Origin of the sequence: Nocardia cyriacigeorgica (assembly GCF_010858045.1) — a bacterium.
GTDB classification, from domain to species: domain Bacteria; phylum Actinomycetota; class Actinomycetes; order Mycobacteriales; family Mycobacteriaceae; genus Nocardia; species Nocardia cyriacigeorgica_E.
In genome coordinates, this window is record NZ_JAAGVC010000039.1 from 24,303 (window position 1) to 50,263 (window position 25,961).

Annotated in this window: 28 protein-coding genes; 18 read left to right on the forward strand and 10 right to left on the reverse strand. The window is 69.0% G+C overall.

Annotation, left to right across the window (positions count from 1 at the left end):
• The first annotated feature begins 8 nt into the window (after window positions 1-8).
• The 9 genes from GV790_RS23790 to GV790_RS23830 all read left to right on the forward strand — a co-directional run bounded on the left by GV790_RS23790 (window position 9) and on the right by GV790_RS23830 (window position 10,028).
• The gene (locus GV790_RS23790; RefSeq protein WP_256673490.1) at window positions 9-1,634 is read left to right on the forward strand and encodes an anthranilate synthase component I; all 1,626 of its coding nucleotides are present in this window, start codon (window positions 9-11) and stop codon (window positions 1,632-1,634) included.
• Window positions 1,631-2,368 carry a TIGR02234 family membrane protein gene (locus GV790_RS23795; RefSeq protein WP_163816252.1) on the forward strand — a complete coding sequence of 246 codons (738 nt, stop codon included), beginning with the start codon at window positions 1,631-1,633 and terminating at the stop codon, window positions 2,366-2,368. Before GV790_RS23790 ends, GV790_RS23795 begins: the two co-directional genes overlap by 4 nt.
• A gap of 175 nt (window positions 2,369-2,543) precedes the next feature.
• Entirely contained in the window at window positions 2,544-3,362 is an 819-nt protein-coding gene (trpC, locus tag GV790_RS23800; protein ID WP_104359429.1) for an indole-3-glycerol phosphate synthase TrpC, read from the forward strand.
• A complete protein-coding gene (trpB, locus tag GV790_RS23805; RefSeq protein ID WP_163816254.1) occupies window positions 3,362-4,636 on the forward strand; it encodes a tryptophan synthase subunit beta in 1,275 nt (424 codons plus the stop codon). The genes trpC and trpB overlap by 1 nt, the downstream gene beginning before the upstream one ends.
• The gene (trpA, locus tag GV790_RS23810) at window positions 4,633-5,433 is read left to right on the forward strand and encodes a tryptophan synthase subunit alpha (RefSeq protein WP_163816257.1); all 801 of its coding nucleotides are present in this window, start codon (window positions 4,633-4,635) and stop codon (window positions 5,431-5,433) included. Before trpB ends, trpA begins: the two co-directional genes overlap by 4 nt.
• A gap of 102 nt (window positions 5,434-5,535) precedes the next feature.
• Complete coding sequence (lgt, locus tag GV790_RS23815) at window positions 5,536-6,651, forward strand: prolipoprotein diacylglyceryl transferase (protein WP_163816298.1); 1,116 nt, start codon at window positions 5,536-5,538, stop codon at window positions 6,649-6,651.
• 276 nt (window positions 6,652-6,927) lie between these two features.
• Window positions 6,928-7,545, forward strand: a complete 618-nt coding sequence (locus GV790_RS23820; RefSeq protein WP_163816259.1) for a hypothetical protein — start codon at window positions 6,928-6,930, stop codon at window positions 7,543-7,545.
• Window positions 7,546-7,699: 154 nt separating this feature from the next.
• Window positions 7,700-9,118, forward strand: coding sequence for a pyruvate kinase (gene pyk / locus GV790_RS23825; protein WP_175585991.1), 1,419 nt, complete (start codon window positions 7,700-7,702; stop codon window positions 9,116-9,118).
• Between the two features lies 1 nt (window position 9,119).
• Window positions 9,120-10,028, forward strand: a complete 909-nt coding sequence (locus tag GV790_RS23830) for an acyl-CoA thioesterase (protein WP_375139421.1) — start codon at window positions 9,120-9,122, stop codon at window positions 10,026-10,028.
• Window positions 10,029-10,068: 40 nt separating this feature from the next.
• Here GV790_RS23830 and GV790_RS23835 read toward each other — a convergent pair whose 3' ends face one another.
• From GV790_RS23835 to GV790_RS23845, 3 genes are all read right to left on the reverse strand, one after another.
• Window positions 10,069-10,476, reverse strand: coding sequence for a hypothetical protein (locus GV790_RS23835; protein ID WP_163816261.1), 408 nt, complete (start codon window positions 10,474-10,476; stop codon window positions 10,069-10,071).
• 96 nt (window positions 10,477-10,572) lie between these two features.
• Window positions 10,573-11,199, reverse strand: coding sequence for an arsenate reductase/protein-tyrosine-phosphatase family protein (locus GV790_RS23840; protein WP_163816263.1), 627 nt, complete (start codon window positions 11,197-11,199; stop codon window positions 10,573-10,575).
• A gap of 169 nt (window positions 11,200-11,368) precedes the next feature.
• Window positions 11,369-11,884 (reverse strand): monooxygenase family protein, encoded by a 516-nt coding sequence (locus GV790_RS23845; protein WP_163816265.1) that lies wholly within the window; start codon window positions 11,882-11,884, stop codon window positions 11,369-11,371.
• Window positions 11,885-12,075: 191 nt separating this feature from the next.
• Here GV790_RS23845 and GV790_RS23850 point away from each other — a divergent pair, with 191 nt between their 5' ends.
• Window positions 12,076-13,023: a patatin-like phospholipase family protein gene (locus GV790_RS23850; RefSeq protein ID WP_163816266.1), complete on the forward strand. Its 948-nt coding sequence runs from the start codon at window positions 12,076-12,078 to the stop codon at window positions 13,021-13,023.
• Window positions 13,024-13,042: 19 nt separating this feature from the next.
• On the forward strand, window positions 13,043-13,888 hold the full coding sequence (locus tag GV790_RS23855; protein WP_163816268.1) for an SDR family oxidoreductase: 846 nt from the start codon (window positions 13,043-13,045) through the stop codon (window positions 13,886-13,888).
• A 31-nt stretch (window positions 13,889-13,919) separates the two neighbouring features.
• Here the strand turns inward: GV790_RS23855 and GV790_RS23860 are convergent, their stop codons facing one another.
• Window positions 13,920-15,266, reverse strand: a complete 1,347-nt coding sequence (locus GV790_RS23860) for a flavin monoamine oxidase family protein (RefSeq protein WP_163816270.1) — start codon at window positions 15,264-15,266, stop codon at window positions 13,920-13,922.
• A 64-nt stretch (window positions 15,267-15,330) separates the two neighbouring features.
• Here GV790_RS23860 and GV790_RS23865 point away from each other — a divergent pair, with 64 nt between their 5' ends.
• The 4 genes from GV790_RS23865 (at window position 15,331) to GV790_RS23880 (ending at window position 18,348) form a co-directional block, all read left to right on the forward strand.
• Window positions 15,331-15,933 carry a TetR/AcrR family transcriptional regulator gene (locus GV790_RS23865; RefSeq protein ID WP_163816272.1) on the forward strand — a complete coding sequence of 201 codons (603 nt, stop codon included), beginning with the start codon at window positions 15,331-15,333 and terminating at the stop codon, window positions 15,931-15,933.
• Between the two features lie 198 nt (window positions 15,934-16,131).
• A complete protein-coding gene (locus GV790_RS23870) occupies window positions 16,132-17,406 on the forward strand; it encodes an FAD-dependent monooxygenase (protein WP_280211749.1) in 1,275 nt (424 codons plus the stop codon).
• Between the two features lie 79 nt (window positions 17,407-17,485).
• On the forward strand, window positions 17,486-17,977 hold the full coding sequence (locus tag GV790_RS23875; protein WP_163816274.1) for a TetR/AcrR family transcriptional regulator: 492 nt from the start codon (window positions 17,486-17,488) through the stop codon (window positions 17,975-17,977).
• Entirely contained in the window at window positions 17,974-18,348 is a 375-nt protein-coding gene (locus GV790_RS23880; protein WP_175585992.1) for a hypothetical protein, read from the forward strand. The genes GV790_RS23875 and GV790_RS23880 overlap by 4 nt, the downstream gene beginning before the upstream one ends.
• A 268-nt stretch (window positions 18,349-18,616) precedes the next feature.
• On the opposite strand, the gene GV790_RS23885 is transcribed toward GV790_RS23880, so the two are convergent.
• The 3 genes from GV790_RS23885 to sigJ form a co-directional block, all read right to left on the reverse strand.
• Entirely contained in the window at window positions 18,617-19,549 is a 933-nt protein-coding gene (locus GV790_RS23885) for an NAD(P)/FAD-dependent oxidoreductase (RefSeq protein ID WP_163816305.1), read from the reverse strand.
• 22 nt (window positions 19,550-19,571) lie between these two features.
• On the reverse strand, window positions 19,572-20,735 hold the full coding sequence (locus GV790_RS23890; protein ID WP_163816278.1) for an NAD(P)/FAD-dependent oxidoreductase: 1,164 nt from the start codon (window positions 20,733-20,735) through the stop codon (window positions 19,572-19,574).
• An 85-nt stretch (window positions 20,736-20,820) separates the two neighbouring features.
• The gene (gene sigJ / locus GV790_RS23895; RefSeq protein WP_163816280.1) at window positions 20,821-21,765 is read right to left on the reverse strand and encodes an RNA polymerase sigma factor SigJ; all 945 of its coding nucleotides are present in this window, start codon (window positions 21,763-21,765) and stop codon (window positions 20,821-20,823) included.
• Between the two features lie 418 nt (window positions 21,766-22,183).
• On the opposite strand from sigJ, the gene GV790_RS23900 reads away from it, so the two are divergent.
• The gene (locus tag GV790_RS23900) at window positions 22,184-22,399 is read left to right on the forward strand and encodes a hypothetical protein (protein ID WP_163816282.1); all 216 of its coding nucleotides are present in this window, start codon (window positions 22,184-22,186) and stop codon (window positions 22,397-22,399) included.
• Window positions 22,400-22,622: 223 nt separating this feature from the next.
• Here GV790_RS23900 and GV790_RS23910 read toward each other — a convergent pair whose 3' ends face one another.
• From GV790_RS23910 to GV790_RS23920, 3 genes are read right to left on the reverse strand one after another with little or no spacing between them, the layout of a single operon-like run.
• Window positions 22,623-23,033: an arsenate reductase ArsC gene (locus tag GV790_RS23910; protein ID WP_163816284.1), complete on the reverse strand. Its 411-nt coding sequence runs from the start codon at window positions 23,031-23,033 to the stop codon at window positions 22,623-22,625.
• A 41-nt stretch (window positions 23,034-23,074) separates the two neighbouring features.
• On the reverse strand, window positions 23,075-24,181 hold the full coding sequence (gene arsB / locus GV790_RS23915; RefSeq protein WP_163816286.1) for an ACR3 family arsenite efflux transporter: 1,107 nt from the start codon (window positions 24,179-24,181) through the stop codon (window positions 23,075-23,077).
• Entirely contained in the window at window positions 24,178-24,543 is a 366-nt protein-coding gene (locus GV790_RS23920) for an ArsR/SmtB family transcription factor (protein ID WP_163816288.1), read from the reverse strand. Before GV790_RS23920 ends, arsB begins: the two co-directional genes overlap by 4 nt.
• Window positions 24,544-24,567: 24 nt before the next feature.
• Here GV790_RS23920 and GV790_RS30810 point away from each other — a divergent pair, with 24 nt between their 5' ends.
• Complete coding sequence (locus tag GV790_RS30810) at window positions 24,568-24,846, forward strand: hypothetical protein (RefSeq protein WP_218586462.1); 279 nt, start codon at window positions 24,568-24,570, stop codon at window positions 24,844-24,846.
• Window positions 24,847-24,960: 114 nt separating this feature from the next.
• A complete protein-coding gene (locus tag GV790_RS23930) occupies window positions 24,961-25,296 on the forward strand; it encodes a YnfA family protein (RefSeq protein ID WP_163816290.1) in 336 nt (111 codons plus the stop codon).
• Window positions 25,297-25,961: the final 665 nt, after the last annotated feature.

Below are 25,961 nucleotides of genomic sequence, written 5' to 3' on the forward strand. Positions count from 1 at the left end.
ATGGACCGATGCAGGGCGCATCCCACCGCCAGGACACCACGGCCACCACGACCCGCGAACAGTTCCATCAGCTGGCCGCCGAGCATCGGGTGGTGCCGGTGACCCGAAAGGTGCTGGCGGACTCCGAGACTCCGCTGTCGGCCTACCGCAAGCTCGCCGGTGACCGGGCAGGCACCTTCCTGTTCGAATCGGCGGAGAACGGGCGGTCGTGGTCGCGCTGGTCGTTCATCGGCGCGGGCAGCCCGTCGGCGCTGACCGTGGTCGACGGCGAGGCCGCCTGGCTCGGCGCCACCCCCGCTGACGCGCCCTCGGGCGGCGATCCGCTGGACGCGCTGCACCAGACCCTGGAACTGCTGCGCACCGAACGCATGCCGGGGCTGCCGCCGCTGACCGGCGGCATGGTCGGCTACCTCGGCTACGACGCCGTGCGCCGGATGGAGCGGCTGCCGAACCTGGCCGCCGACGATCTGCGGCTGCCCGATCTGGTGCTGCTGCTGGCCACCGACCTCGCCGCCTTCGACCACCACGAGGGCGCCATCACCCTCATCGCGAACGCGGTGAACTGGAACGGCACCGCCGAGCGAGTCGACGAGGCCTACGACGACGCCGTGGCCAGGCTGGACCGGATGACCGCCGCACTCGCCGCGCCCGCCGCATCGACGGTCTCGGTGTTCGACCAGCCCGAACCGCAGTACCGCCGCCAGCGCACCAGCGAGGAATTCGGCGCCGGGGTGCGCAGGCTGGTCAAGGAGATCGAGGCGGGCGAGGTCTTCCAGGTGGTGTTGTCGCAGCGCTTCGAGATGGACTACGACGGCGCCCCGATCGACCTCTACCGGATGCTGCGCGCCTCCAACCCGAGCCCGTACATGTACATGCTGCACGTGCCCGATGGCTCCGGCGGGACCGCGTTCTCCATCGTCGGCTCCAGCCCGGAATCGCTGGTGACGGTGAAGGAGGGCGTGGCCACCACCCACCCGATCGCCGGAACACGGTGGCGCGGCGCCACCGAGGAAGACGATCTGCTGCTGGAGAAGGGCCTGCTCGCCGACGAGAAGGAGAACGCCGAGCATCTGATGCTCGTCGACCTCGGCCGCAACGATCTGGGCCGGGTCTGCCAGCCGGGCACGGTGCGGGTCACCGAATACCGGCATGTCGAGCGCTACAGCCACGTCATGCATCTGGTGTCGACGGTGTCCGGGCGGCTGGCGCCGGGCAAGATCGCGCTCGACGCGGTCCGCGCCTGCTTCCCGGCGGGCACGCTCTCGGGTGCGCCGAAGGTGCGGGCGATGGAGTTGATCGAGGAACTCGAACCCAGCCGCCGCGGCGTCTACGGCGGCGTGGTCGGTTATCTGGACTTCGCCGGCGACGCCGACACCGCGATCGCCATCCGCACCGCGCTGCTCAAGGACGGCACCGCCTACGTCCAGGCCGGTGCGGGTGTGGTCGCCGATTCCGAACCCGAATACGAAGACACCGAATCGCGCAACAAGGCCATGGCGGTGCTGCGGGCGGTGGCTGCGGCGAAGACCGTGCGGGCCTATCGGGCGGACCCCGAGACCGTCGCGGACACCGACGCCGGTACCGGCGCCGGGCCGGCGACGAGCACCACCGGAATCGGCGAGGCGCCCGCATGAGCGACGAGAACACCCCGGAACCCGGGACGTCAGCGCAGAGTGCGGGCACGTCCGGCACGCCGGCCGGACGGCGCTATCCCGTCGCCCCGGTGGTGCTGCTCGCCGTCTCCGCGGCCGCCCTGTGGGGCGCCTCGCGGATGACCTGGGTGAGCGTGCGCTCCTCGGACGGGCTCACCGAACCACGCACCGACGACCTCGACGGCGGCACCTGGTTCGGCGCGCTCACCCCGCTGGCCTTGGTACTGCTGGCCGCCATCGCCGCGGTGCTGGCCACCAAGGGCTGGCTGCGCCGGGTCGTCGGCGTGCTGGTGGCGCTGGTCGGCGCGGTCGTCGCGGTGCCCGCGCTGGCACTGCTCACCGGCTCCGGCGCGACCTCGCAACGCGCCGCCACCCTCGCCGAACTCCCGGCACGCGCCCAGGTCGAGCAGGTGAGCACTTCCGCCGCGCCCGCCGTGCTGACCATGGCAGGCGCGCTGGCCGCCTTCGCCGCGGGCGTGCTGCTGGCCAGAATGCCCAAAGACAGCGCACAGCTGTCGGGCAAGTACGACACGCCGGTCGCCCGCCGCGCCGCCGCCACCGACCTGGTCGCCGGGCGCGGCGAGGCGAGCGACCCCACCGCGCCGCCGGTGACCGAACGGGTCCTCTGGGACGCGCTCGACGCGGGGACCGACCCCACCGAAGATCACCCGCGGACCGGCTCCGATGGCGGCCCGGCCGAGCCCGGCACCAGGTGATCCGATGATCCGGCGACCTCGCGCAGCACAAGTAGCCGACGCCCGCAACCCGGGGGACAACCCCGGCGAACGTGCGTCACACCCGCCCCTTTACTCTTGATCAGCACCGGTGAGACAGCGCCTGGGGGGATTTCTCAGGCAGTGAGTCCGTCTCCCCAGAAAGGATTCGAGCCAGATGACGGTACTCGACTCGATTCTCGACGGGGTCCGCGCGGATGTGGCCGCACGGGAATCCCTGCTGGACTTCCAAGCCATCAAAGCCGCAGCGGCCGCCGCGCCGCCGCCCAAGGACGCGCTCGCGGCACTGCATGAAGACGGCATCGGCGTCATCGCCGAAGTGAAGCGGGCCAGCCCCTCCAAGGGGCCGCTCGCCGAGATCGCCGACCCCGCCAGCCTGGCCAAGGCCTACGAAGACGGCGGCGCCCGCATCATCAGCGTGCTCACCGAGGGCCGTCGCTTCCACGGCTCGCTCGACGACCTCGACGCCGTCCGCGCGGCCGTGAACATCCCGGTGCTGCGCAAGGACTTCGTCGTGGGCCCGTACCAGATCCACGAGGCGCGCGCGCACGGCGCCGACGTCATCCTGCTGATCGTCGCCGCGCTCGAACAGGACACGCTGAGCTCGCTCATCGACCGCACCGAGTCGCTGGGAATGACCGCGCTGGTCGAGGTGCACACCGAAGAAGAGGCCGACCGGGCCCTCAATGCCGGCGCCTCGGTCGTCGGCATCAACGCCCGCAACCTCAAGACCCTCGAGGTCGACCGCGACTGCTTCGCGCGGATCGCGCCGGGGCTGCCCACCGAGGTCATCCGCGTCGCCGAATCCGGGGTGCGCGGCACCGCTGACCTGATGGCCTACGCGGGTGCGGGCGCGGACGCCGTGCTCGTCGGCGAAGGCCTGGTGACCAGCGGCGACCCGCGGGCAGCGGTATCGCAGCTGGTGACCGCGGGCACCCACCCGTCCTGCCCGAAGCCCGCCCGGCGGGCGCGCTGATGGCCGCGACCGGGCTGCCCGCGGCCAGCGAGGGCGTCGCCCACCGCAGCGGACACGAACCCGACGACGGCGGCCACTTCGGCGTCTACGGCGGCAGGCATGTGCCCGAGGCGCTGATGGCCGTCATCGACGAAGTCACCGCCGAATACGACAAGGTGCGCAGCGACCGCGAATTCCTCGGTGAGCTGGACCGGCTGCAACGCGACTACACAGGCCGTCCCTCGCCGGTGTTCGAATGCACCCGCCTGGCCGAGCACGCCGGCGGCGCCCGCATCCTGCTCAAGCGCGAAGACCTCAACCACACCGGCTCGCACAAGATCAACAATGTGCTCGGGCAGGCCCTGCTGGCCAAGCGCATGGGCAAGACCCGCGTCATCGCCGAGACCGGCGCCGGCCAGCACGGCGTGGCCACCGCGACGGCCTGCGCGCTGCTCGGCCTCGACTGCATCGTCTACATGGGCGCGGTCGACACGGCCAGGCAGGCACTCAATGTGGCCAGGATGCGGTTGCTCGGCGCCGAGGTGGTGTCGGTGGGCACCGGCTCGGCCACCCTCAAGGACGCCATCAACGAGGCCCTGCGCGACTGGGTCTCCAACGCCGATGACACCTACTACTGCTTCGGCACCGCCGCGGGACCGCATCCCTTCCCGCTGATGGTGCGCGATTTCCAGCGCGTGGTCGGGCTGGAGGCGCGTGAGCAGGTGCAGGAGCTCACCGGCAGGCTGCCCGACGCCGTCGCCGCCTGTGTGGGCGGCGGCTCCAATGCCATCGGCATCTTCCACGCCTTCATCGACGATCCGGGCGTGCGCCTGGTGGGCTATGAGGCCGCGGGCGATGGCGTCGAGACCGGCCGCCACGCCGCCACCTTCACCGGTGGCTCGCCCGGTGCGTTCCAGGGCGCCTACTCGTACCTGCTGCAGGACGAGGACGGCCAGACCATCGAATCGCATTCCATCTCCGCCGGACTGGACTATCCGGGCGTCGGCCCCGAGCACGCCTACCTCAAGGACATCGGCCGCGCCGAATACCTGCCGGTCACCGATACCGCGGCGATGGACGCGCTGCTGCTGCTCAGCCGCAGCGAGGGCATCATCCCGGCGATCGAGTCCGCGCACGCGGTGGCCGGTGCGCTCGAGCTCGGCAAGCAGCTCGGCCCCGGCGCCATCATCCTGGTGAACCTGTCCGGTCGCGGTGACAAGGACATGGACACCGCCGCGCGCTGGTTCGGACTGTTCGACGACGAGGCCGCAGAGGGCAAGGGGAACGCGCAGTGAGCCAGCAGTCCAGACTCGCCGACACCTTCGCGGCCTGCCGCAGCGAACATCGTGCCGCCCTGATCGGCTACCTGCCCGCGGGCTACCCCGATCTGGACGGCTCCATCGCCACCGTGCGCGCGATGGTCGAGGCCGGTTGCGACATCGTCGAGGTCGGCGTGGCCTACTCCGATCCGGTGATGGACGGGCCGACCATCCAGCGGGCCGCCGAGCAGGCGCTGCGCGGCGGGGTGCGGGTGCGGGATGTGTTCTCCGTGGTCGAGGCCGTCACCGCCGCCGGTGCCCAGGCCGTGGTCATGAGCTACTGGAACCCGGTGCTGAAGTACGGCGTCGACCGGTTCTCCCGCGACCTGGCGGCCGCGGGCGGCGCGGGCATCATCACCCCGAACCTCATCCCGGACGAGGCCGGCGAGTGGTTCGCCGCCTCGGCCGCGCACGACCTGGACCGGATCTTCCTGGTGGCGCCGTCGTCCACCGAGGAACGCCTGGTCAAGACGCTTGAGGCGTCGCGCGGGTTCGTCTACGCCGCCTCCACCATGGGCGTCACCGGTGCCCGTGACGCGGTGTCCTCGGCCGCGCCCGCACTGTGCGCCCGCATCCGCGCGCATTCCGACATCCCGATCGGCGTCGGTCTCGGGGTGCGTTCGGGTGCGCAGGCCGCCGAGATCGCCGCCTACGCCGACGGCGTGATCGTCGGCTCGGCGTTGGTGAGCGCGGCCGCCGACGGCCTGGACGCGGTGCGGAAGCTGACGGCCGAACTGGCCGACGGCGTGCGCTCGGCCACCGTCGCGTCCTGACCCGAAGGCGCACCGTCGCGCTCCTCGACTACGGTGGCCCCCGTGACCTTACGAGTCCTGGCAGACAGTGTTTCCAGCATCGGCACGCCGGGTGACGGTGTCCTGAGCGCCGCCACCGCCGACGTGCTCGCCTATCTCCCCAGCCCGCCGCAGGGCGTGTGGCAGGTCGGGCCCTTCCCGCTGCGGGCCTACGCGCTGTGCATCATCGCCGGCATCATCGTCGCCATCTGGTGGGGTGAGCGGCGCTGGCGCGAGCGCGGCGGACAGCAGGGCGCGGTGCTGGACGTGGCGATGTTCGCGGTTCCGTTCGGTCTCATCGGCGGCAGGCTCTACCACGTCGCCACCGACTGGCAGAAGTACTTCGGCGCCGACGGCAACCCGATGGACGCGCTGAAGATCTATCAGGGCGGCCTCGGCATCTGGGGCGCGGTCTTCCTCGGCGGTGTCGGCGCCTGGATCGGCTGCCGCGTCTACAAGATCCCGCTGCCGGCCCTCGGTGACGCCATCGCTCCGCCGATCCTGCTGGCGCAGGCCATCGGCCGCCTCGGCAACTACTTCAACCAGGAACTCTACGGTCGCGAGACCGAGGTGCCCTGGGGCCTCGAGATCTACCAGCGCTTCGACGACCAGGGCCGCCTCGACATGATGAACGGCGTCTCCACCGGCGTGGTGGAGAAGGTCGTGCACCCGACGTTCCTGTACGAATTGCTGTGGAACGTGCTGGTGGTGCTGCTGCTGGTGTACGTCGACAAGCGTTTCCGCATCGGCCACGGCCGCCTGTTCGCGCTCTACGTCGCCGGCTACAGCTTCGGCCGGTTCTTCGTCGAACTCATGCGCGACGACGAGGCCACCCATATCGCGGGCATCCGCATCAACTCCTTCACCTCGGCCCTGGTCTTCCTCGCCGCCATCGCTTACTTCGTCTTCGCGACGAAGGGCCGCGAGACGCCGGCACAACTGCAGCCCGGCGCCGAACCGCGCCCGTGGCCGTGGCAGATCGGCGCCCTGCGCCGTGCCCCTGCGGCCGAGGATGCGGGAGCCGACGAGAGCGGCAAGGACACGAAGTCGGCGGAGGGCGGCGCTTCCGGTGCCGACGCGGACGAGTCGGAAGCGCCGGCCGACGCCGCGAGCCGGACAGCCGAGTCCGACGCCGGCGCCGAGACGAGCACCGATGGCGACGCCGAGCCGACGCAGTCCGCGGTGCAGAAGGGCGGTTAGTCCGCTCGAAGGGTCCTTTCGCCCACCTTTGAGCGACATTGTCGCGCGTTGTCGCTCAGAGGCGGGCGACAGTCATGTCCGGCGGCCCGGGCTCACCGCCGATCCTTCGCGGCCGGCGGAGGACAGCGCTGGGAGTCCATGATCGGGTTCGAGCGACAACCGCGCTCCGTCCCGACAGAATGGGAGCGGTGGGGTCCGTCGCGGGCCGCATGGTTGGGCGAAGAGGTGAGCTGACCGGGGGGGCGGCGCGAGCGCCCGGGAGACAGGAGGACGCGAGTGGCCGGCAATGATCCGAACGCGCCGGGAACCGGTGGCCCGCGGTACGGCCCGCCCGGCACCGGGCCGAGTCTGCGCAAGGCCACCGATCCACCACCATCACATCCGGGCGATCAGGCCTACCCCGCCGACGGCGGTCCCGCCCGGCCGGTGACCGGTGCACAGCGACCCGCCGGGCCGCAACACACCGCAGTTTTCCCACCCATGGCGGGTGTGATGTATCCGTCGATGCCGCCGGGCACGGCCGGTCCGATGCCGTTCGGCGTGCCGGGCGGGTTCGTGATGTCCATCGGCGATATCGGCGTCTCCGAGGATTCGGTGACCACTCCGGCGGGCACGATGCCGTTGCGCGGTGCGGTCTGGACGATCACCGATATGTCGCAGACCTCGGAGAAGATTCCCACCTACGCGGTGGTGCTGGCGATCCTGCTGTTCCCGGCGTGCTTCCTCGGCCTGCTGTTTCTGCTGGTCAAGGAGAAGACCACGGTCGGCTACGTCCAGGTGACGGTCACCAGCGAGGGCCGCTACCACTCCACGATGATCCCGGCGCAGAATCAGCAGACCTTCCCGATGCTGCTGCATCAGGTGAACTACGCGCGTTCACTCAGCGCCCGGTGAGCCGGCCCGGCCCGGCGATTCCGTGCACCCACCCGGCGGCCCCGCACTGCCACGCGGCGCCTCGGCACTGTCACGCGGCGCCTCGGCACTGTCACGCGGCGACTCGGCGCATCCACGACGCGACCCACACCGCGGTCGGGACTAGGCTCTACTCGTGATGCGACGGACGAAGATTGTGTGCACCCTCGGACCGGCCACTGCCACCGAGGACCGTATTCGAGAACTCGTCGAGAGCGGTATGGACGTGGCGCGGCTGAACTTCAGCCACGGTGAGCACTCCGACCATGCCGACAACTACAAGAAGGTGCGGCAGGCCGCCGACCACGTCGGCCGCGCCGTCGGCATTCTCGCCGATCTACAGGGCCCCAAGATCCGCCTCGGCCGCTTCATCGAAGGCCGGACGGTGTGGGCGACGGGCGAAGAGGTGCGCATCACCGTCGAGGACTGTGACGGCACCCACGACCGCGTCTCCACCACCTACAAAGAACTCGCCGCCGACGCCAAGCCCGGCGACCGCCTGCTCGTCGACGATGGCAAGGTCGGCCTGACGGTCACCGCCGTCGACGGTAACGACGTCGTGTGCCGGGTCACCGAGGGCGGCCCGGTCAGCAACAACAAGGGCGTGTCGCTGCCCGGCATGGACGTGTCGGTGCCCGCCCTGTCGGACAAGGACATCGAAGACCTGGAATTCGCCCTGAAACTGGGCGTCGACTTCATCGCGCTGTCATTCGTGCGTTCGCCGTCGGATGTCGAGCTGGTGCACGACGTGATGGATCGCGTCGGCCGGCGGGTGCCGGTGATCGGCAAACTGGAAAAGCCCGAGGCGATCGACAACCTCGAGGCCGTCGTGCTCGCCTTCGACGCGGTCATGGTCGCGCGCGGTGACCTCGGTGTGGAACTGCCGCTCGAGCAGGTGCCGATCGTGCAGAAGCGCGCCATCCAAATGGCAAGGGAGAACGCCAAACCCGTCATCGTGGCGACCCAGATGCTGGAGTCGATGATCGAGAACTCCCGGCCCACCCGGGCCGAGGCCTCCGATGTCGCCAACGCGGTGCTCGACGGCGCCGACGCGGTGATGCTGTCCGGTGAGACCTCGGTCGGCGCCTACCCGATCGAGACGGTGCGCACCATGGCGCGCATCGTGCACGCGGTGGAGACCGAATCCACCCGGGTGCCGCCGCTGACGCATGTGCCGCGCACCAAGCGCGGCGTCATCTCCTACGCCGCCCGCGATATCGGTGAGCGGCTCAACGCCAAGGCGCTGGTGGCCTTCACCCAGTCCGGCGATACGGTGCGCAGGCTGGCCCGCCTGCACACCCCGCTGCCGCTGCTCGCGTTCACCCCGCTGCCGGAGGTGCGCAGCCAGCTGGCCTTGACGTGGGGCACCGAAACGTTCATCGTGCCTACGGTGGACAGCACCGACGCCATGATCAAACAGGTCGATCAGGCGCTGCTGAGCATGAACCGGTACCAGAAGGGCGACCTGGTCGTCATCGTGGCCGGCTCCCCGCCCGGTACCGTCGGTTCCACCAACCTGATCCACGTGCACCGTATCGGTGAGGAGGACCATTAGAGTGAGCGTTTCGCTTGACGACTCCGTCGGCGTCGATGTGACGCGGGCGCAGCGTACCGATCTGGACGTACTGCTGGATCTGCTGGATCTGGAACAGGTCGACGAGGACGTGTTCGTCGGTCAGCACCCGGAGAAGGTGTGGAGCCGCACGTTCGGCGGGCAGCTGGTGTCGCAGGCGATCATGGCCGCGGGCCGGACGGTCGGCGACCGTCCGGTGCACGCTGTCAACGCGCATTTCGTGCGCGGCGGCGATGTGAAGAAGCCGATCGAGTACCGGGTGGACCGCCACCGCGACGGTCGCTCGTTCGCCAACCGGACCGTCACCGCCAGCCAGGACGGGCAGGAACTGTTCGTCATGCTCGCCGCCTTCCAGGACTGGGGCAAGGGCCTCGAGCATGCCCACGAGCAGCCGAAGGTCCCGGATCCGGAGACGTTGCCGCGGGTGGAGGAGAGCTTCGAAGGCTTGGAGGACAAGCTGGAGATGTTCGTCAACGCCCCGCATCCGATCGATATGCGCTACACCAACGATCCGGCCTGGATCCTCAAGGGCACCGGTGAGCGGCTCAACCACAACCGGGTCTGGATGCGCGCCGACGGCATCCTGCCCGACGATCCGCTGATCCACGTCGCGACCCTCGGCTACTCCTCCGACACCACGGTGCTCGATTCGATCATCACCACCCATGGTCTGTCCTGGGGCCTGGATCGCATCGTCGCGGCGACGGTGAACCATTCCATCTGGTTCCACCGCCCGTTCCGCTTCGACGACTGGGCGCTCTACGCGACCGAATCCCCGGTGGCGGCGGGCTCGCGCGGCCTGGCCACCGGCCGCTTCTACTCCCGCAGCGGCGAACTGCTCGCGACCACGGTGCAGGAAGGGCTGATCCGCCACTTCCCGGCCCGCCGCTGATCGTGCCGGCAGGCGCCCGGGTGCCGGGCGCCTGCGCGGCTCAGATCCGTTCGATGGTGGGGTAGAGGTCGACGTCGGTGCGCTGGTGGGCGCGGATCGTCAGCGGGGTATCGGCGGTGGTGACGCTGTCGAGGCCGGCGCGCAGACGGTTCTGGAGCGCCACCATGTCGGCATCGGTCAATTCGGTGGGATCGCCCACCAGGCTCAGTGCGATTTCGTAGGTGCCGTGCCCTTCCGGCGCGGCACCGGAATGGGCTGTGCGCCAGCTGTTTTCGAATTCCCGATGCAAGGGATCGTCGGGCGCGGCGGGCAGGGTGAACCGCCAGGCGAACACATCGCGGTCTTGTAGGTGGTCGTCGAGGGCCGTTCGCACGGCATCGACGATGCGTTCGAGGTTTTCCGGTGTCACATAAACATGGAGCGAAACATCCGAAATGCGTTTCGGCATGTCTGATTCCTGTCGTGTGTGCGGAGGGCGCCACCGGGTCTAAACGTCGACGGCGGAGGTCTTTTCGCGGGAGTGTAGTCCGTAACCGCGCGGGCGTCAGGCATACCAGCCCGTGCGCTGAGCGGCCAGAAACGTTGCCAGCGGAGCGGGGCCGTGCGCCGGTTGCAGAACAAGCCCCGGATGCTCGGCATCTTCGGGCTGCGGTGCGCCGGTGTCGAGGGCCAGCAGCAGCGGCAGCAGGGCTTCGGCGATGCGGTCGCCGACGGCGCAGTAGGCGGGTTCGGACAGGCCGACCGGGTCGGCGATATTCTCCCGGCCGACCAGCGACAGATCATTGCGGGCCCGATGCAATTCGGCGACGGTGCGCGCGCCGGTGACCTTGGCGATGCGGTGCGCCTCGAGCAGGGTGAAGGTGCGTGCCGCGGCCCCGAAAGCCATGGCGGCGGCCTGATCTCGGATCTGTTCGGTCATGGCCAGCACCAGATCCGCGCGGTCGATGTGCTCGGGTTTGAGTTTGCGGGCCCGGAAGTTGTCCGGGTCGGCGCCCAGGCCCGCGATGGTCTGCGCGGCCAGCGGCTCGACCGGGAAACCGACCAGCGCGCGGGTCCCGGCGCTTTCCGCGGTGAGCCCGGTGAGGCCGTGTTCGATCGCGATGGCGCGGGCGAGCCGTTCGGCGATGACCGAACGGCACACATTGCCATTGCAGACGAACAGGACGTGCATGCGGATACGGTAAATCGCCCGATTACCGACCAGAAGTACGAAAAGTGCAAAATCACACTCGCTCGGCCACATATTCATCTGCGCTTAGCGTCCCGTACACAATCGCCGCGCGATGTCCATTCGAGTTCGGGTGTGTCGCGAGTATTGCGCGATGCCGGCGAATCCGTTCCTATCCTACGGAATCGCCCGGATAGTAATCGGTTTCGGTCACCACCGGTGGATATGCCGCGGGTTCGCCGTGTACGCGGCCGCGGGTGGAGAACATGCGGCCGCGGCTGGCCCGGACCGGGGCGAATCGGCTGAGTCCGGTGGTGGTGCTCATGTCGTCGTACATGGCGTCGATGCCGCCGCGCAGGAAGTAGGCCTCGTGCCAGAAGCCGGTGCCGCCGGAATCCCGCAGGAATTGCTGCCACCAGTCGCGGTGCGGCGCTGATCGGGTCCATCGCTCCAGGCTGTCGAGATCACGCCAGTACTGGCGCGCACCCCAGTGCGGCGGGAACAGTGACCAGATGACGTCTTCGTGGGACAGCAGCCCGTCGGGCCGATCCCGATGAGATCGATACAGCTTCGGGCCCACCCCGAGCAGCCGCAGCATTCCGCGCGGCCTGCGTACCCGCATCCCCAGGTAGATCACCACGAGGTCCGGATACCCCGACAGATCCACCGTCGCCCTGTTCACCCGCATGCGTAACCTCCACGACGTCGTAGTGGCATACGCAGCGGGGCCGGTCGTGGTTCGAACCGCCGGGTATGCGCTCGGATGGCCGGCATCGGCGGAATCGTCGTGTGCTCGTTGCCCGGCCCCTCGAAATGACATACCGTTCCGTTCATGACGCACGGTTCCGTTCACGACATTTCATTCCGCGGCGGCGGTCGATGACGCGCCGCGGACTCGCACTCGGGTGCGGCGGGACACTCGGATTCGCCTGGTCGGCGGCCGCACTGGCGGCCGTCAAACGAGCCATGGGCTGGGATGCGCGCGAGGCCGTCGCTATCGTCGGTGCCTCGGCCGGCGCCGAAATGGGGGCGATCCTCGGCGCGGGGATCAGCGTCCGCGAGATCAACGACGCCCTGGACGGCCGCGCCACCGATGCCCGGCTGCGCGAGCACCTCGCCTACCACCCGGGAATGCTGCCGCCGCTGCCGGCTCCCCGCTGGCCCGGGTTCGGGATGACAGCCCGGCTCGTCACCGGGGACGCGCCACCACTGGTGGCCGCGGCGGGCCTGCTGCCCCGTGGCCGCGGCGACGCCTCGTGGCTGCGCACGCTCGGCGCCGCCCTGAGCAACGACGCGGGCTGGGTGGACCATCCGGCGCTGTGGATCGGCACCACCGACGTACGCACCGGCGAGCGCGTCACCCTCGGCGCACCGGGCGCACCGTCGGCGTCACTCGGCGAGGCGATCGCCGCCTCGTGGGCCATCCCCGGATGGTTTCCACCGGTCCGGATCGGCGGCCGCGACCTGATCGACGGCGGCGCGTGCTCCACCGCGTCCGCGGATCTGCTGCTCGACGCCGACGTCGACGAGGTCGTCGTGATCGCCCCGATGACCTCACACGGCGGCGCACCCGCCCGCGGTTTGTCGCGGTTGGAACGGCTCATGCGGCATGCGATGACCCAGCGGCTGAACCGGGAGGTCGAACTCCTCCGCCGCGCCGGTGTCGCCGTCGTCCGCGTCGAGCCCAGCCACGCCGAACTCGATGTCATGGGCCCCAACTTCATGGATGTCCGCAGGCGCACGGCGACCCTGGCGGCCGCACGCGCCGCCGTCCCGGCCACCATGGCCACCGCCCTCGCCGAACGGCACCGCGGAACCGCCGCGTGAGCAGTCAGGAGATCGCAAGATGAGCCGCTATCCCACGATCGACCTCGCGGGCGCTCTCGTCCTCATCACCGGCGGCGCCCGCGGCATCGGGCTGGCGACCGCGCAGGCGTTCCTGGCCCGGCGCGCACGGGTGGCGATCGGTGATATCGACGCCGGCCTCGCTCAGGAGGCGGCCGCGCAGCTCGGTGCCGGCGTGAGCGCGCACCACCTCGACGTCACCGACCCGGATTCGTTCGCCGAGTTCGTCACCGCCGCCGAGCGGACACACGACCGGCCCGTCGACGTCCTGGTGAACAACGCCGGGATCATGCCGAACGGGGCCTTCCTTGAGGGGACCGAGCGGATCGACCGGAGGATGATGGACGTCAACGTCCACGGCGTCATCACCGGTATGCGCCTGGTGCTTCCCGCCATGGTGGAGCGCGGCCGGGGCCACGTCGTCAACGTCGCGTCGCTGGCCGGAAAATTTCCGCTCAAGGGCCTTGCGGTCTACAACGCCAGTAAGTTCGCCGCGGTCGGCCTGACCGCCGCGGTGCGACTGGAAATGGCCGATACCGGCGTCAGTGTGACGGCAGTGCTACCCAGTGCGGTGCGTACCGAGTTGAGCTCGGGCATCGACCTCGGCGTACTGCCCGCCGTCGACCCCGAGGACATCGCCGCCGCGATCGTCGGGTCCGTGAAAACCCGCGCGGGGGAAATCGCCGTCCCCTCCTACGTCGGGTTCGCGACGAAAACCGTCCCCTTCATCCCCGAGCGTGTCTTCCTGACCGCCCGCAAGCTGTTCCACGACGACGCGGCCATCAACGGCGTCGACGACGACGTCCGGCGGCGCTACCTCGACCGGATCGACCGCCAGGCCGAGTAGGGGCGCCAGACCGTCCAGGAAGGACAGAGCATCACCGAGGATCGATCTCGCGCGCCACACGGTGACCGGATTCGGCGGCGCCGTCGATGTAACCCGCCCAGCGGGTGGCTGTTTCGGTGCCCGCCCAGTGCAGTGGGCCGATCGCGGGTCGCAGGGCGTGCCCGAAGCGGGTGAGGGTGCCGGGCGCGGTGAACGCGCCGTAGCAGCCGCGGCTGTATTCCTCTTCGGCCCAATCCTTTTCGATGTAGTCGATCGGTGTGCGGGCTCGCGGGCCGAAGTAGCCGACCAGGTCGTCGACGACGAGCGCGCGACGGTCGGCAGGATCCAATCGTGAGCCCGCGTCGGCGTGGCGGCCCTCCAGGAAACCGACGATCACCCCGGGTGATCCGTCCGGCGGGGTGTTGTCGAACACCGTCCCGAGTGGCCGCCGGTCGCTGACGGCTTGGCCGCTCAATCCGTCAGCGCGCCAGAACGGTTCGTCGTAGACGACGTTGACTTTGATGACGCGGCCCATCGGCATCCGCTGGACGAGCTGGTCGCGGTCGCCCGGCAGGCCGGGGGAGAAGCGGATGCGCGCGGCCAGTGGCGGCGGCACCGCGATCACCGCGCGCCGCGCTCGCACCACGGCACCGCCGGCCCGGACCCGCACACCGGCCTCGTCCCAGTCGATCTCGGTCACCGGACTGTTCAGCACTACCCGGTCGCCCAGTCGGCCGGCCAGCGTCAGCGCGATCATCTGGGTCCCACCGACCACCCGATCCTGCTGGGCGCCGCCTGCGACGCCGATCATCGCATCGACCCCGCCGCCCGCGCCGAGATAGAAGCTCGCCCACAGTGCCGACATGTCGGCCGGTTCGGTGGCGAACACCGCCTCGGTGATCACCCGGAAGAATGCCCGGCCTGTCGCGGTGTGGGTGGCGCGGCGCAACCAGGTGTCGAATGTCTGCGCATCCAGCGCCTCGGCTCGTCGCGCCCGCCAGGGTTCGATGCGCGACACCTGGCGCCCGATGCGGTCCAGTCGCCACTGTGTCTGCGCGATGTCGGCCAGGGCCAGGGGGTTCAGCGCGGGAATCCGGCCGGTGTATTCGGAGCGGACCGTGTCCAGTTCGGCGATGTGGCGGCCGGCGGTGTGCGTCGGATGCGTCTGCAAGCCCAGTTCGGTGATCAATGCCATCGCCGCATGCTGCGTCGGGCCGACCCACTGGCCGCCGACTTCGATGGGCGCGCCACCGGGCAACTCGGCGTTGAGCAGCCGCCCGCCCACCCGGTCCCGCGCCTCCAGTACCAGCACCTCGTGGCCCGCGCGCACCAGATCGCGGGCGGCGACGAGGCCGGCGATGCCCGCACCGATGACGACGACATCCACTGACTTGTCCATCTCGATCCTCCAGAATCATGCACCGCGCATCTGACATACAGCGTGTATGTGGTAAACGTACTGTATGGCGTCGCTGCGTGACAAGCACATCGAGGACACTCGCCGGGCACTACTTGATACCGCCGCGCGATTGTTCGCGGAGCGGGAATACACCGATCTGTCCGCCGAGGAGCTCGTGCGTACCGCCGGATTGACCCGAGGTGCGCTGTATCACCACTTCGACGGCAAGAAGGGGTTGTTCGAGGCGGTCGTCGACGAACTGGAAGTCCGTGCAGCGCAACGCATCAGAGCTGCCATCGACTCCGCGACGGACCCGGCCGAACGTGTCGATCGTGGTCTGGAGGCATTCCTCGACGTCTGCGTGGAACCCGATTACCGCCATATCGTGCTGCTGCAAGCTCCGATCGCACTGGGCTGGCGGCGCTGGCGGGAAGTGGACCGGCGTCACCTGAACAACCTGGTGCTCGAGGGCGCGCGCACCCTGCTCGACGCCGGCGTGATACAGCCGCACCCGCCGGAATTGGTGGCGAGCGCGCTGTACGGCGCGCTGACCGAGATGTCACTGACCATCGCCGAATCCGACGACGTCGAGAAGGGCCGGGCCGAAGCCGCCGCCGTGGCACGCGCTCTGTTGAGTGGCCTCGCCGCCGGGCAGTCACGGGGATGATGCTGCTCGGACTCGGTGGGGTCCGAACGCATCGCGCTCATGCGCGTCGATATCGAGGCTCGGTCGACATGAGCCGGCTCGGGCGGCTGCGCTGTGTGCCGCGCCTGCGGAAGTGACGGCGTCCGTCATCGGTGCCGACATCACCGATGAATTCCTCGCGTGTCCGCCGTCGATACCTCTGGATGCACCGCTTGCGGTGTGTCGGAACCAATCGATCCGGACGATGATCCGGTGGGGCAGGTGGGAGGCGCGGTGAGCGGTATCAGGGTGTTGGTGGCGGGAGCGAGCATAGCGGGGCCCGCGCTGGCCCACTGGCTGCACCGGCGTGGTGCCGCGGTGACCGTGGTGGAACGAGCCGCCGAACTGCGCCCCGGTGGCCAGGCCGTGGACGCGCGTGGTGTGACCAAGGACGTCATCCGGCGGATGGGGCTGGACTCCGCGGTTCGCGCGGCCTGCACCCAGACCGTCGGCGCACACACCGTGGACGCGGACGGGAACGTGCTGGAGACCTTCCGCGTGGACGACGACGGCGGCGACGGCTTCATCGCGGAGATCGAGATCCTGCGCGGTGACTTGTCGCAGGTGCTCTACGAGGACACCCGTGCGGAGGTCGAATACATCTTCGGCGACCGGATCGCCGAGCTGTCCCAGGACGCGGACGGGGTCGAGGTGGTCTTCGGCAGCGGTGATCGACGGCGGTTCGAGCTGGTGGTCGGCGCCGACGGGCTGCATTCGGCGCTGCGCGCGATGGTATTCGGACCGCATGAGCAGTTCGTCCGCCACCTCGGCCATGTGCTGGCCTTCTTCAGCGTCCCCAATGAGTTCGGGCTCGATACCTGGCTGCTCGAGTATCAGGAGGCCGGGCGCTCGGCCGGGCTGCGGCCGATCCGGGACGCCACCCGGGCGATGGCGATGTTCTCCTTTCCCGCGGCCGACGTCGACGTCGATTACCGCGATATCGATGCGCAGAAGCGGCTGCTGCGTGAGCGGATGGACGGCTTCGGCTGGTTGACCCCGCGCATCCTCGCGCACCTGGACGATGCCCCGGACTTCTATCTCGACCAGGTCGCCCAAGTGGCCATGGACCGCTGGTCACGTGGGCGGGTGGGGCTGCTCGGCGACGCCGCGTTCAGTTCCTCGCCGATGTCGGGCCAGGGCACCGGGCTGGCGCTGGTCGGCGCCTACGTGCTGGCCGGCGAGTTGGCCGCTGCCGGATGGGATCCGGAGATCGGTTTCGCCCGCTACGAGGCGCGGATGCGCTCGTTCGTCGAGGCCAATCAGGAGATCGCCCGATTGAACGCTCGCAGCCGCGACGTCACCGGGACCGATGGTGAGCCGGGCCCCGATTTCACCGGGGAGTGGTTCGCCGAGCTGGTCGAGCGCGCCATCAATGGAGTCGAGCTACCCGATTACGCGGGGCTGCCGGATTCCGGAGTCCCGGCCGTTGCTGCCACCGCGCCGGCCGAGCCGTAACTCACCGGTCAGCGGCGTTCCACGCGGTTCAGGAACGATCGTTCTTGACTGATCGTTCCTCAACTGGCATGCTGTGGTCATGGGAAGGCCGCGGGGTTTCGACGAGGATGAGGTGATCGCCGCGGCGGCGAGGTTGTTCGCCGAGCGGGCCTATGACGGTGTGTCGGTGGACGATCTGGTGAACCGGCTCGGCGTCCATCGCAACAGCCTGTACAAGGTGTTCGGAAGCAAGCGAGGCCTGTATCTGGCCGCGCTGCGTTGGTACGTCGAGCACCGGCTGCATCCAGTGCTCGCACGGGTCGTCGACGAGCCGAACCTGCGCGAAACTTTGCCGGCGGCAGCCGATCTGGACTTTCTGTTGCTGGCGGCGGTCGAGCGTGCACCGGTCGATCCGGACGTCGCTCGCGAGATTGCCGCCGCCCTGGATGCGCTCGACGCGGCTGTGTCGGACGGTGCCACCCCCACCGGTGACACCGCCGCGCTGTCGGCGACGGTCCTCGGTCTGCGCCTGCGGGCCAGGGCGAGCGGAAGCCTCCTATCCCATCCGTCCGAGCGTGATCGAGAGGAATGACGTTGGCCAAGGTAGCGATTCGCGAGAGAACTCTGGTCGTCGAGATGGAGGGCCTGAGCAAACTCTGGGCCCTGAAGAGCCGCCTGGAGATTCCGCTGGCCAACGTCCGCGGCGCGACCGTCGATCCCGGAGTGGTGAAGGAGTCCAAGGGCATTCGCGCCCCCGGCACCTACCTGCCCGGCGTCATCACCGCAGGCACCTTCTACACCGGGGGTGAGCGGGTGTTCTGGGACGTCCGCGACGCGAGCCGCGCCGTCGTCATCGAACTGCGCGACGAACGCTACGCCCGCCTGATCATCCAGGTCGACGACCCCCGCGCCACCGTCGACCTCATCGACCAGGCGATCCCGCCGAGCCGCCCCGACCGCTGACCCCGCCCGGGTCAGCGCGGCACGAACCCCACGGCCGCGCTCCGCCCGGGAAGCGGCTATCACCGCGGGCGGTTGCGACGAGTGCACCGGCGTCATGGCCTGAACCGGTGCACTCTTGATCACCGATTTGCCCGGGCAGATCGCTGACCTGCTGTAGCGGTACCCGCCATCGCGGTCACCACACCCCGTCACGGACACGCCTCACGTCGTGATCCGGCCGTGTCTCGAGGCGGACGTGCGATCGACCGCGATACGCGATACTTGCGCCTCACGGCGTCTTGCGAGTCGCGCGGCCGCCCTTCGACAGCTGCACCGGCAGTTTGACGTGGCGGCTGAGCTTGGCGGCGAGCGGCGGGGTGCTGCTGACCTGCTCCTTGTAGATGACCGCCGCTCTGCCTGTGAGGTACCACCGGTTCGGCGTGTCGTCGGCATTGGTGAACTGGATGACCGCGTCCTTGCGGCCGAGGCTGACCGGCTGGTGGAAATAGCCGAAGCGCAACGGCTTCACCGGCTTGCCGCGCAGCAGCCGGTCGATGACCGAAGCGGTGTAATCGGCGGTGACAACCCCGCTTTGGCACGTGCCGTGCAACTGCCCCCACGCTTGACGGACCAGCGCGGCGTCACCGATGGCGTGAATGTCGGGGTGCGATATCGAGCGCAGGGTCGCATCGGTGACGATCAGCCCGCGCGCGTCGGTCGCGATTCCGGCCCGCGCGGCGAGGGGAGCCACCTTTACTCCGGTGGTCCACAGGATGAGGTCCGAGGCAAGGGTGTCGCCGTTGTCGAGGTGCACCGCATCGGGAAGCACCTTGGTGACCTTCGTTCCGACGGTGCGCACCACACCCAGCTCGTCCAGGACGCGATTCATGTAGCGGCGAGCCTTGTCGCCCATCATCGCCCCGGGCTCGGTGGCGCTGATCAGGTTGACGGTCACCCCAGGGTGCGCTTCGGCGATTTCGGCGGCGGCCTCGATCCCGGTGAGGCCGCCGCCGCAAACGGTGACCGTGCCGCCGGCGGCCGCGGTCTCGGCCAGCCGCTTCGAGAAGTCGCGGGCCAGGCGGGGGTCGTCGAGCGTCCAGGCGTGCTCGGCCGCGCCGGGGACGATGCCGGTGTCGGTGGTGCTGCCGAGGGCGTAGACGAGCGTGTCGTAGTGCAGGGTGGCCCCGCTGTCGAGGGTGACGGTCCGCGCGGCAGTGTCGATAGCGGTAGCGGCGGCCTGGCTATTACGCCATGGCGGTGACGCGGCGGCGGCGCGACGGCATCATGGAGGTCGGGTGTGAGGTGCTCCAGACAGCGCTCTTGCAGATGAACTCCTTGAGTCGCGCGGCCGATCGGCCGGTCACCGCGGAGGATTTGGGCCGGTCGTCCGGGGTGACCCACTGCACGATGCCGTCACGCCTGCCGAGGCTGATGCACTGGGCGGAGTAACCGATCTCGTTGCGCGGCACCGCGCGGCCGGCCAAGCGGGCAGCGATGACGTCGGCGGCGTACTGAGCCGACGGGACTCCCGACGCGCAGGACATGCGCAGCGGCACACCGTTCTTACCGGGTGCGAGCGCGGCGTCCCCGACGGCGTAGACATCCGGGTGCGATATCGACCGCATCGTGTCGTCGACAACGATCTGCCCGCTGCCGGACACCTCGAGGGTCGAGGCCGCGGCGATCGGGTGCGCGGCGAATCCGGCTGTCCAGACCGTGAGCTGCGATCGGATCGTTCGCCCGTCGACGGCGACCACGCCGTCACGCTCGACCCGCGTGATGTCGGTGTGCTCGTGCACGGTGATACCGAGTCTGGCGAACGCCGTGTGCAGGTGTTGCCGTGCCTTCTCGCTCAGCCACTCGCCGAGCCGGCCACGCACAGCGATGGCGACCTCGAGATCCGGTCGGGCGTCGGCGATTTCGGAGGCGGCTTCGATGCCGGTGAGCCCGCCACCGGCGATCAGCACGGTCGCTCCCGCGTCGAGGCCTGCCAGCCGATCGCGCACCCGCAGCGCCGACTGCTTACCGGCGATATCGAGCGCGTATTCGGCTACTCCGGGCACGCCGCCGTGTGCTGCGGCGCTGCCGAGGGCGTAGACGAGGGTGTCGTAGGTCATGGCGCGATCGCCGTCGGCATCGGCGAGGGTGACGGTCTTGCGGTCGGCGTCGACCGCCTGGACCCGCGCCACCAGCACGCGCACACCGGTACCGGCGAACACATCGGTCAGCGAACGGCGGCGAAGCCGCTGACCGGTCGCGACCTGATGCATGCGGATCCGCTCGACGAACTCGGAGTCGGCGTTGACGAGGGTGATGTCGACGTCGGCGGGGTGCAGCCGCCGGGCGAGGCGGCCGGCGGCGTTGGCTCCGGCGTAGCCGGCGCCGAGGACGACGATGCGGTGCTTCATGGTCTTGCTCCTGTCTGGCGGTGGTGTTCGGTACCTGAACCGGACAGCAGCGCGAAATCTGACAGGAAGCAGACTGTGAGCTACATCACCAGCCCTGGGTGAGGGGTTCGGCGTGCCCAGCTGCCGCCCAATGCCGGGTCGCGCGTTCGAGCTTGGCGGGATTGCCCTGGGTGTGGACGGAGGCGATACCGTCGGTGGTCAGCTCCAGGCTGATGATGCCGACGATGCGCTCGCCGACGGTGATCACCAGCGCGGGCATGCCGTTGGCCATCCCGGCGAAGATGTCGGCGCGGCCTCCGATCATGGCCCATTTGCCCTCGCTGGGTTCGAAGAGACGGCGCAAGAACCGCGCCACCCGCAACGCACCGGTTACCGGCTCCGGCAGCGAGAAGACGATGCCGCCACCATCGCCGATGCTGATCGCGTCGTCGGCGAGCATCCGCACCAGCGCGTCGATATCGCCGCTGAGCGAAGCGGTGAGAAACTCCTCGACAACCTTCCGCGCGGCGATCTCGTCGACCTCCCGGCGCGTCTTGCCGTTGACCAGGTGCTGTTTGGCACGCCGGTAGATCTGTGTGCAGTTGGCCTCGGTGATCTCCAGGATCTCGGCGATCTCGCTGTGCGGGTAACCGAATGCCTCACGCAGCACGTAGACGACGCGCTCTCTGGCCGAGAGCTTTTCCATGAGCGTGAGCATGGCGATCGACACCGATTCGCGCTGCTCGACCGTATCGGCCGGACCCGCCATCCGGTCGCCTGCCAAGACCGGCTCGGGCAGCCACTGGCCGACATAGGCTTCACGGCGCGCCCGCGCCGAGGTGAGCTGGTTGAGACAGATGTTGGTGAGCACCTTGGTCAGCCACGCCTGTGGTGTTTCCACCGCGTCATGATCGGCGGCGTGCCAGCGCACGAACGTGTCCTGCACCGCGTCCTCGGCGTCGCCGGCCGACCCGAGTAGCCGGTACGCGATCGCCTCCAATCGAGGCCGGAAATCCTCGAATACGGCTACTTCCCGCACGCCAACTGCCATGGATCGACGATAACCGCAGGGGTGTTCCCGGCATCGGATTCGGTTCTCCCGGTGGAATCCAGCGGGGGCGTATCGGCCCGCAATGGCATCCGGCCGGGCTACCATCCGGCTGGTGATCAAAGCGGCGGCCCTGACGGCAGGCCACTGCCCTCGATCTACGCCAACAAGTCGCTCGAACCGGTGACGATGTGGTTTCTGCGCGGGCCGCTGGGCAGGCGCATGCTCGCCGGCCGGACCCGACGCAATATCGCGACCCAGCTGAACAGCGGTGTCACCACGTTGCGCAGCGTCGGCGACGTGGCCTACGAGGTGGTGGCCGAACGCGACGCGATCGAGCGGGGCGAACGCATCGGTTCAAGGTATCGGCCACCGCCGGCGTCACCGATGCGGTGCGGGTCGGTTACGCCGGGAAGCCGAAATGACCGAAGCCCAGATCGCGGCCGTGTGCGAAGAAGCCCACGGCGCGGGGATGACCCAGGAAATGATCGAGCTCTACACCGATAACCCGCGCTCGCTGCGCGGTTTCTCCGCGGTGATCCCGACCCTGCTGGCGGGTGTGCCGCTGGTGAAGCTGGACCGCTCGGTCACCAAGATCGACGATGTGGTGCACGCCGATGCCGAAGGCGTCGAGTAGTTGGCGGAGTAGGGGTGTCGCCGTTCCGGCGAGACCGAGCTTGCTGGCCGTACCTGTCTCGTTCCCGACGGATGTCGCCACCGTTGCTGCGGACTCGGTCCAAGTCGGGACTGAATGTGATCAGCGCCGGGTCGACATCGGGATCGCAGGTTCCGGGTATGTGCAGAACGGTGCCGGTTCGGATACCTCGATGGTGCGCAGGGAGGTCGAGCTGCCTCGGCAGTCAGGCGCGGGCGGGCAGCAGTTCGGCGATGAGTGCCTCCACGCGTGACTTGATTTCGTCGCGGATCGGGCGCACCGATTCCACGCCCTTGCCTGCTGGGTCTTCGAGAACCCAGTCGCGGTAGCTTGTGCCGGGAAACACCGGGCAGGTGTCGCCGCAGCCCATGGTGATGACGACATCGGAGGCTTCGACGGCGTCGTAGGTCAGGATCTTCGGTGTCTGCGCGGAGATGTCGATCCCGAGTTCGGCCATGGCCTCGACCGCGGCGGGATTGATCGAATCGGCCGGGGCGCTGCCGGCCGAGCGGACCTCGATGTCGTCTCCCGCCAGCGCGGTGAGGAATCCGGCGGCCATCTGGGAGCGGCCTGCGTTGTGCACGCAGACGAACAGGACGCTGGGCTTTTTCGCCATGGGGGAGTGTGCCTTTCGGGTCAGCGAGGGTGCTCGGTTTGTCAGGGTGCGGCTGGCGGGTGCGCCGCAATCGACGTGGGCCTGCCGGCCGAGCGGAACCGTGTGCGCAATGCCAGCGACACATACACGAGCCCGACCAGGACGGGGACCTCGATGAGCGGTCCGACGACGCCGGCGAGCGCTTGGCCGGAGGCGGCGCCGTAGGTGGCGATGGCGACCGCGATGGCGAGTTCGAAGTTGTTGCCCGCGGCGGTGAAAGCGAGGGTGGTGGTGCGTTCGTAACCGAGGCCCATGACGGCGCCGAGGAGGTAGCCGCCGCCCCACATGATCGCGAAGTAGGCCAGCAGCGGGACGGCGATGCGAACCACGTCCAACGGGCGGGAGGTGATCTGCTCGCCCTGGAGCGCGAACAAGATGACGATCGTGAACAGCAGCCCGTACAGTGCCCACGGACCGATGCGGGGGATCAGGGTGGATTCGTACCAGTCGCGGCCCTTGGCCTTCTCGCCGAAATGGCGGGTGAGGAATCCGGCCAGCAGCGGGATGCCGAGGAAGATCAGCACGGATTTCGCGATCTGCCATGGCGACGCGTCGATGGTGGCCTGTTCGAGGCCGAGCCAGCCGGGCAGGATCGACAGATAGAACCAGCCGAGCCCGGCGAACATGATCACCTGGAAGATCGAGTTCAGCGCGACGAGGACCGCGGCGGCCTCCCGGTCACCGCAGGCGAGATCGTTCCAGATGATGACCATCGCGATACAGCGGGCAAGCCCGACGATGATCAACCCGGTCCGGTATTCCGGCAGATCCGGCAGCAGCAGCCAGGCCAGCGCGAACATCAGCGCCGGACCGAGCACCCAGTTCAGGATCAGGGATCCGAGCAGCAGTTTGCGATCTCCGGTGACGCTGTCGAGCCGGTCGTAGCGGACCTTCGCCAGCACCGGGTACATCATGATCAGCAGCCCGAGCGCGATCGGCAGCGAGATCCCGTCGATCTCCACTGCGCTCAGCGCATCGCCGAGGCCGGGAATCATCCGGCCGAGCAACAGCCCGGCGACCATGGCCGCGCCGATCCACAGGGGTAGGAAGCGGTCGAGGGTGGACAGCTTGCCGACCACCGGGGTCGGTGTCTCGGTGGTGACGCTCACGCGCGTACCTCCGCGGCGCCGCTTTCCACGAGCAGCACATCCGACAGTCGCTGCAAGGCTTGCGGAACCACGCGGTAATACACCCAGGACGCCCGGCGTTCGCTGGTGATCAGACCGGCCTCACGCAGCACCTTCAGGTGATGCGAGATCGTCGGCTGGCTCAGATCGATCCCTTCGGACAGGTCGCACACGCAGGCCTCACCGTCGCGCCGGGAGGCGATCGTGCTCAGCAGCCGCAGCCGCATCGGGTCCGACAGCGCCTTGAACACCACCGCCAACTCGGCAGCGGTCTCGGCATCCACTGGTTCACGCACAATCGGCGCGCACACGCAGTCCGCCGCGAGCAACCCTGGTTTAGACATGCATCGATATTGACAGTTATCGAAATGGTCGGCAAGCGAACTTCCGGTGAACGGTTGCGCGGATCGCAGGACCGGACTGTGCGGGCGGTTGACCGCCCGATCCGGATCGCCGAGTTCGACCGGTTCTTCGCCGCCGATGTGCGCGCCGGTCACCGGCCGAGCCCGGAGCTGACCGCTGTGCGTGACACCCTGCGTGCGGCGCTGGCGGCCGGCTGCGATGACCTGCTCGCATGCAGCGAAAGCCCTGATTGCCCGGTGCCGTTCACAGACCGGAGGGAAGGGCCCCGCGGTCGTGCCGAGTAGGGGACAACGTCCTACCTCCGTCGGCAAGGGCCTCTCGTCCGGGCATGGGGCGGCAGTGTCGATGACTATCCGGCACGTCCATGGCGCTCGGCCCGCCGCCTAGGCTGACCGGCTGTGACTGTTGCGCGTTCGGTGCTGTTGTTCGTCTTGGCGGCTGTCGCTGAAATCGGCGGAGCCTGGCTGGTCTGGCAGGGCGTGCGCGAGCACCGCGGCTGGGCCTGGATCGGTGCGGGCGTCATCGCGCTTGGCGTCTACGGTTTCGTCGCCACGTTGCAGCCCGATGCGAATTTCGGACGCATCCTCGCCGCCTACGGAGGGGTATTCGTCGCCGGATCGCTGGCTTGGGGTATGGCCTTCGACGGCTTCCGCCCCGACCGCTGGGACATGATCGGTGCCGGCATCTGCCTGATCGGGGTCGCGGTCATCATGTACGCACCACGCCCGGCCTGACTCGGCCCGTCGCTTCTGCGGTCGGCACAGGTTGTCCTACTGGCGTCTTTCGGCATCCGGGCGGAATCGGGCAGCCCACCATATTCCCCGACGACATCACCGTCGGGCGCATGACCGAGAGCGATTGGAAGCCGTGCGCGAGATCCACACTGACGGCATCGCGACGGGCGAGGCCGGCTTCCACACCGAAACTCCCAGCGGCGCACCCGTCGCCAAGGCGTGGCTACCCGACCGCCGATGGATCGCCGAAATCGACGGCACCATCGCCGGATTCGCGGCCGCAGCCCCGATCTCGACGCATACCGCGGCTTGGCCGAGACGATCGTCTACGTCGCTGATGGCCAACGGGGGCGAGGTGTGGGAACGCCTTCGCCGGCGACCATCCGGAGGCATCGCAGCGGTATGGGTGAACGCTCGGCACCATCCTCGCCCGCGCCCGAGCATCGCTGAATGCCGCGGCGACGGCGATCGACTACATCGCATGGCCGACGCGACGACTGATTTCGGAAGTATCCGGGTAACTCACCGGGTGCGCCCAGAACTCGCGGGAGCCCAGGTTCACCGTGGTGGGGCCCTCACTGCCGGGAAGGGCCACTAAGAGGGGGTCCGGGGCGGAAGCCGTCGAAGGCCATACCCCAAGCCAGCGATCCGGCGACGAATACCCC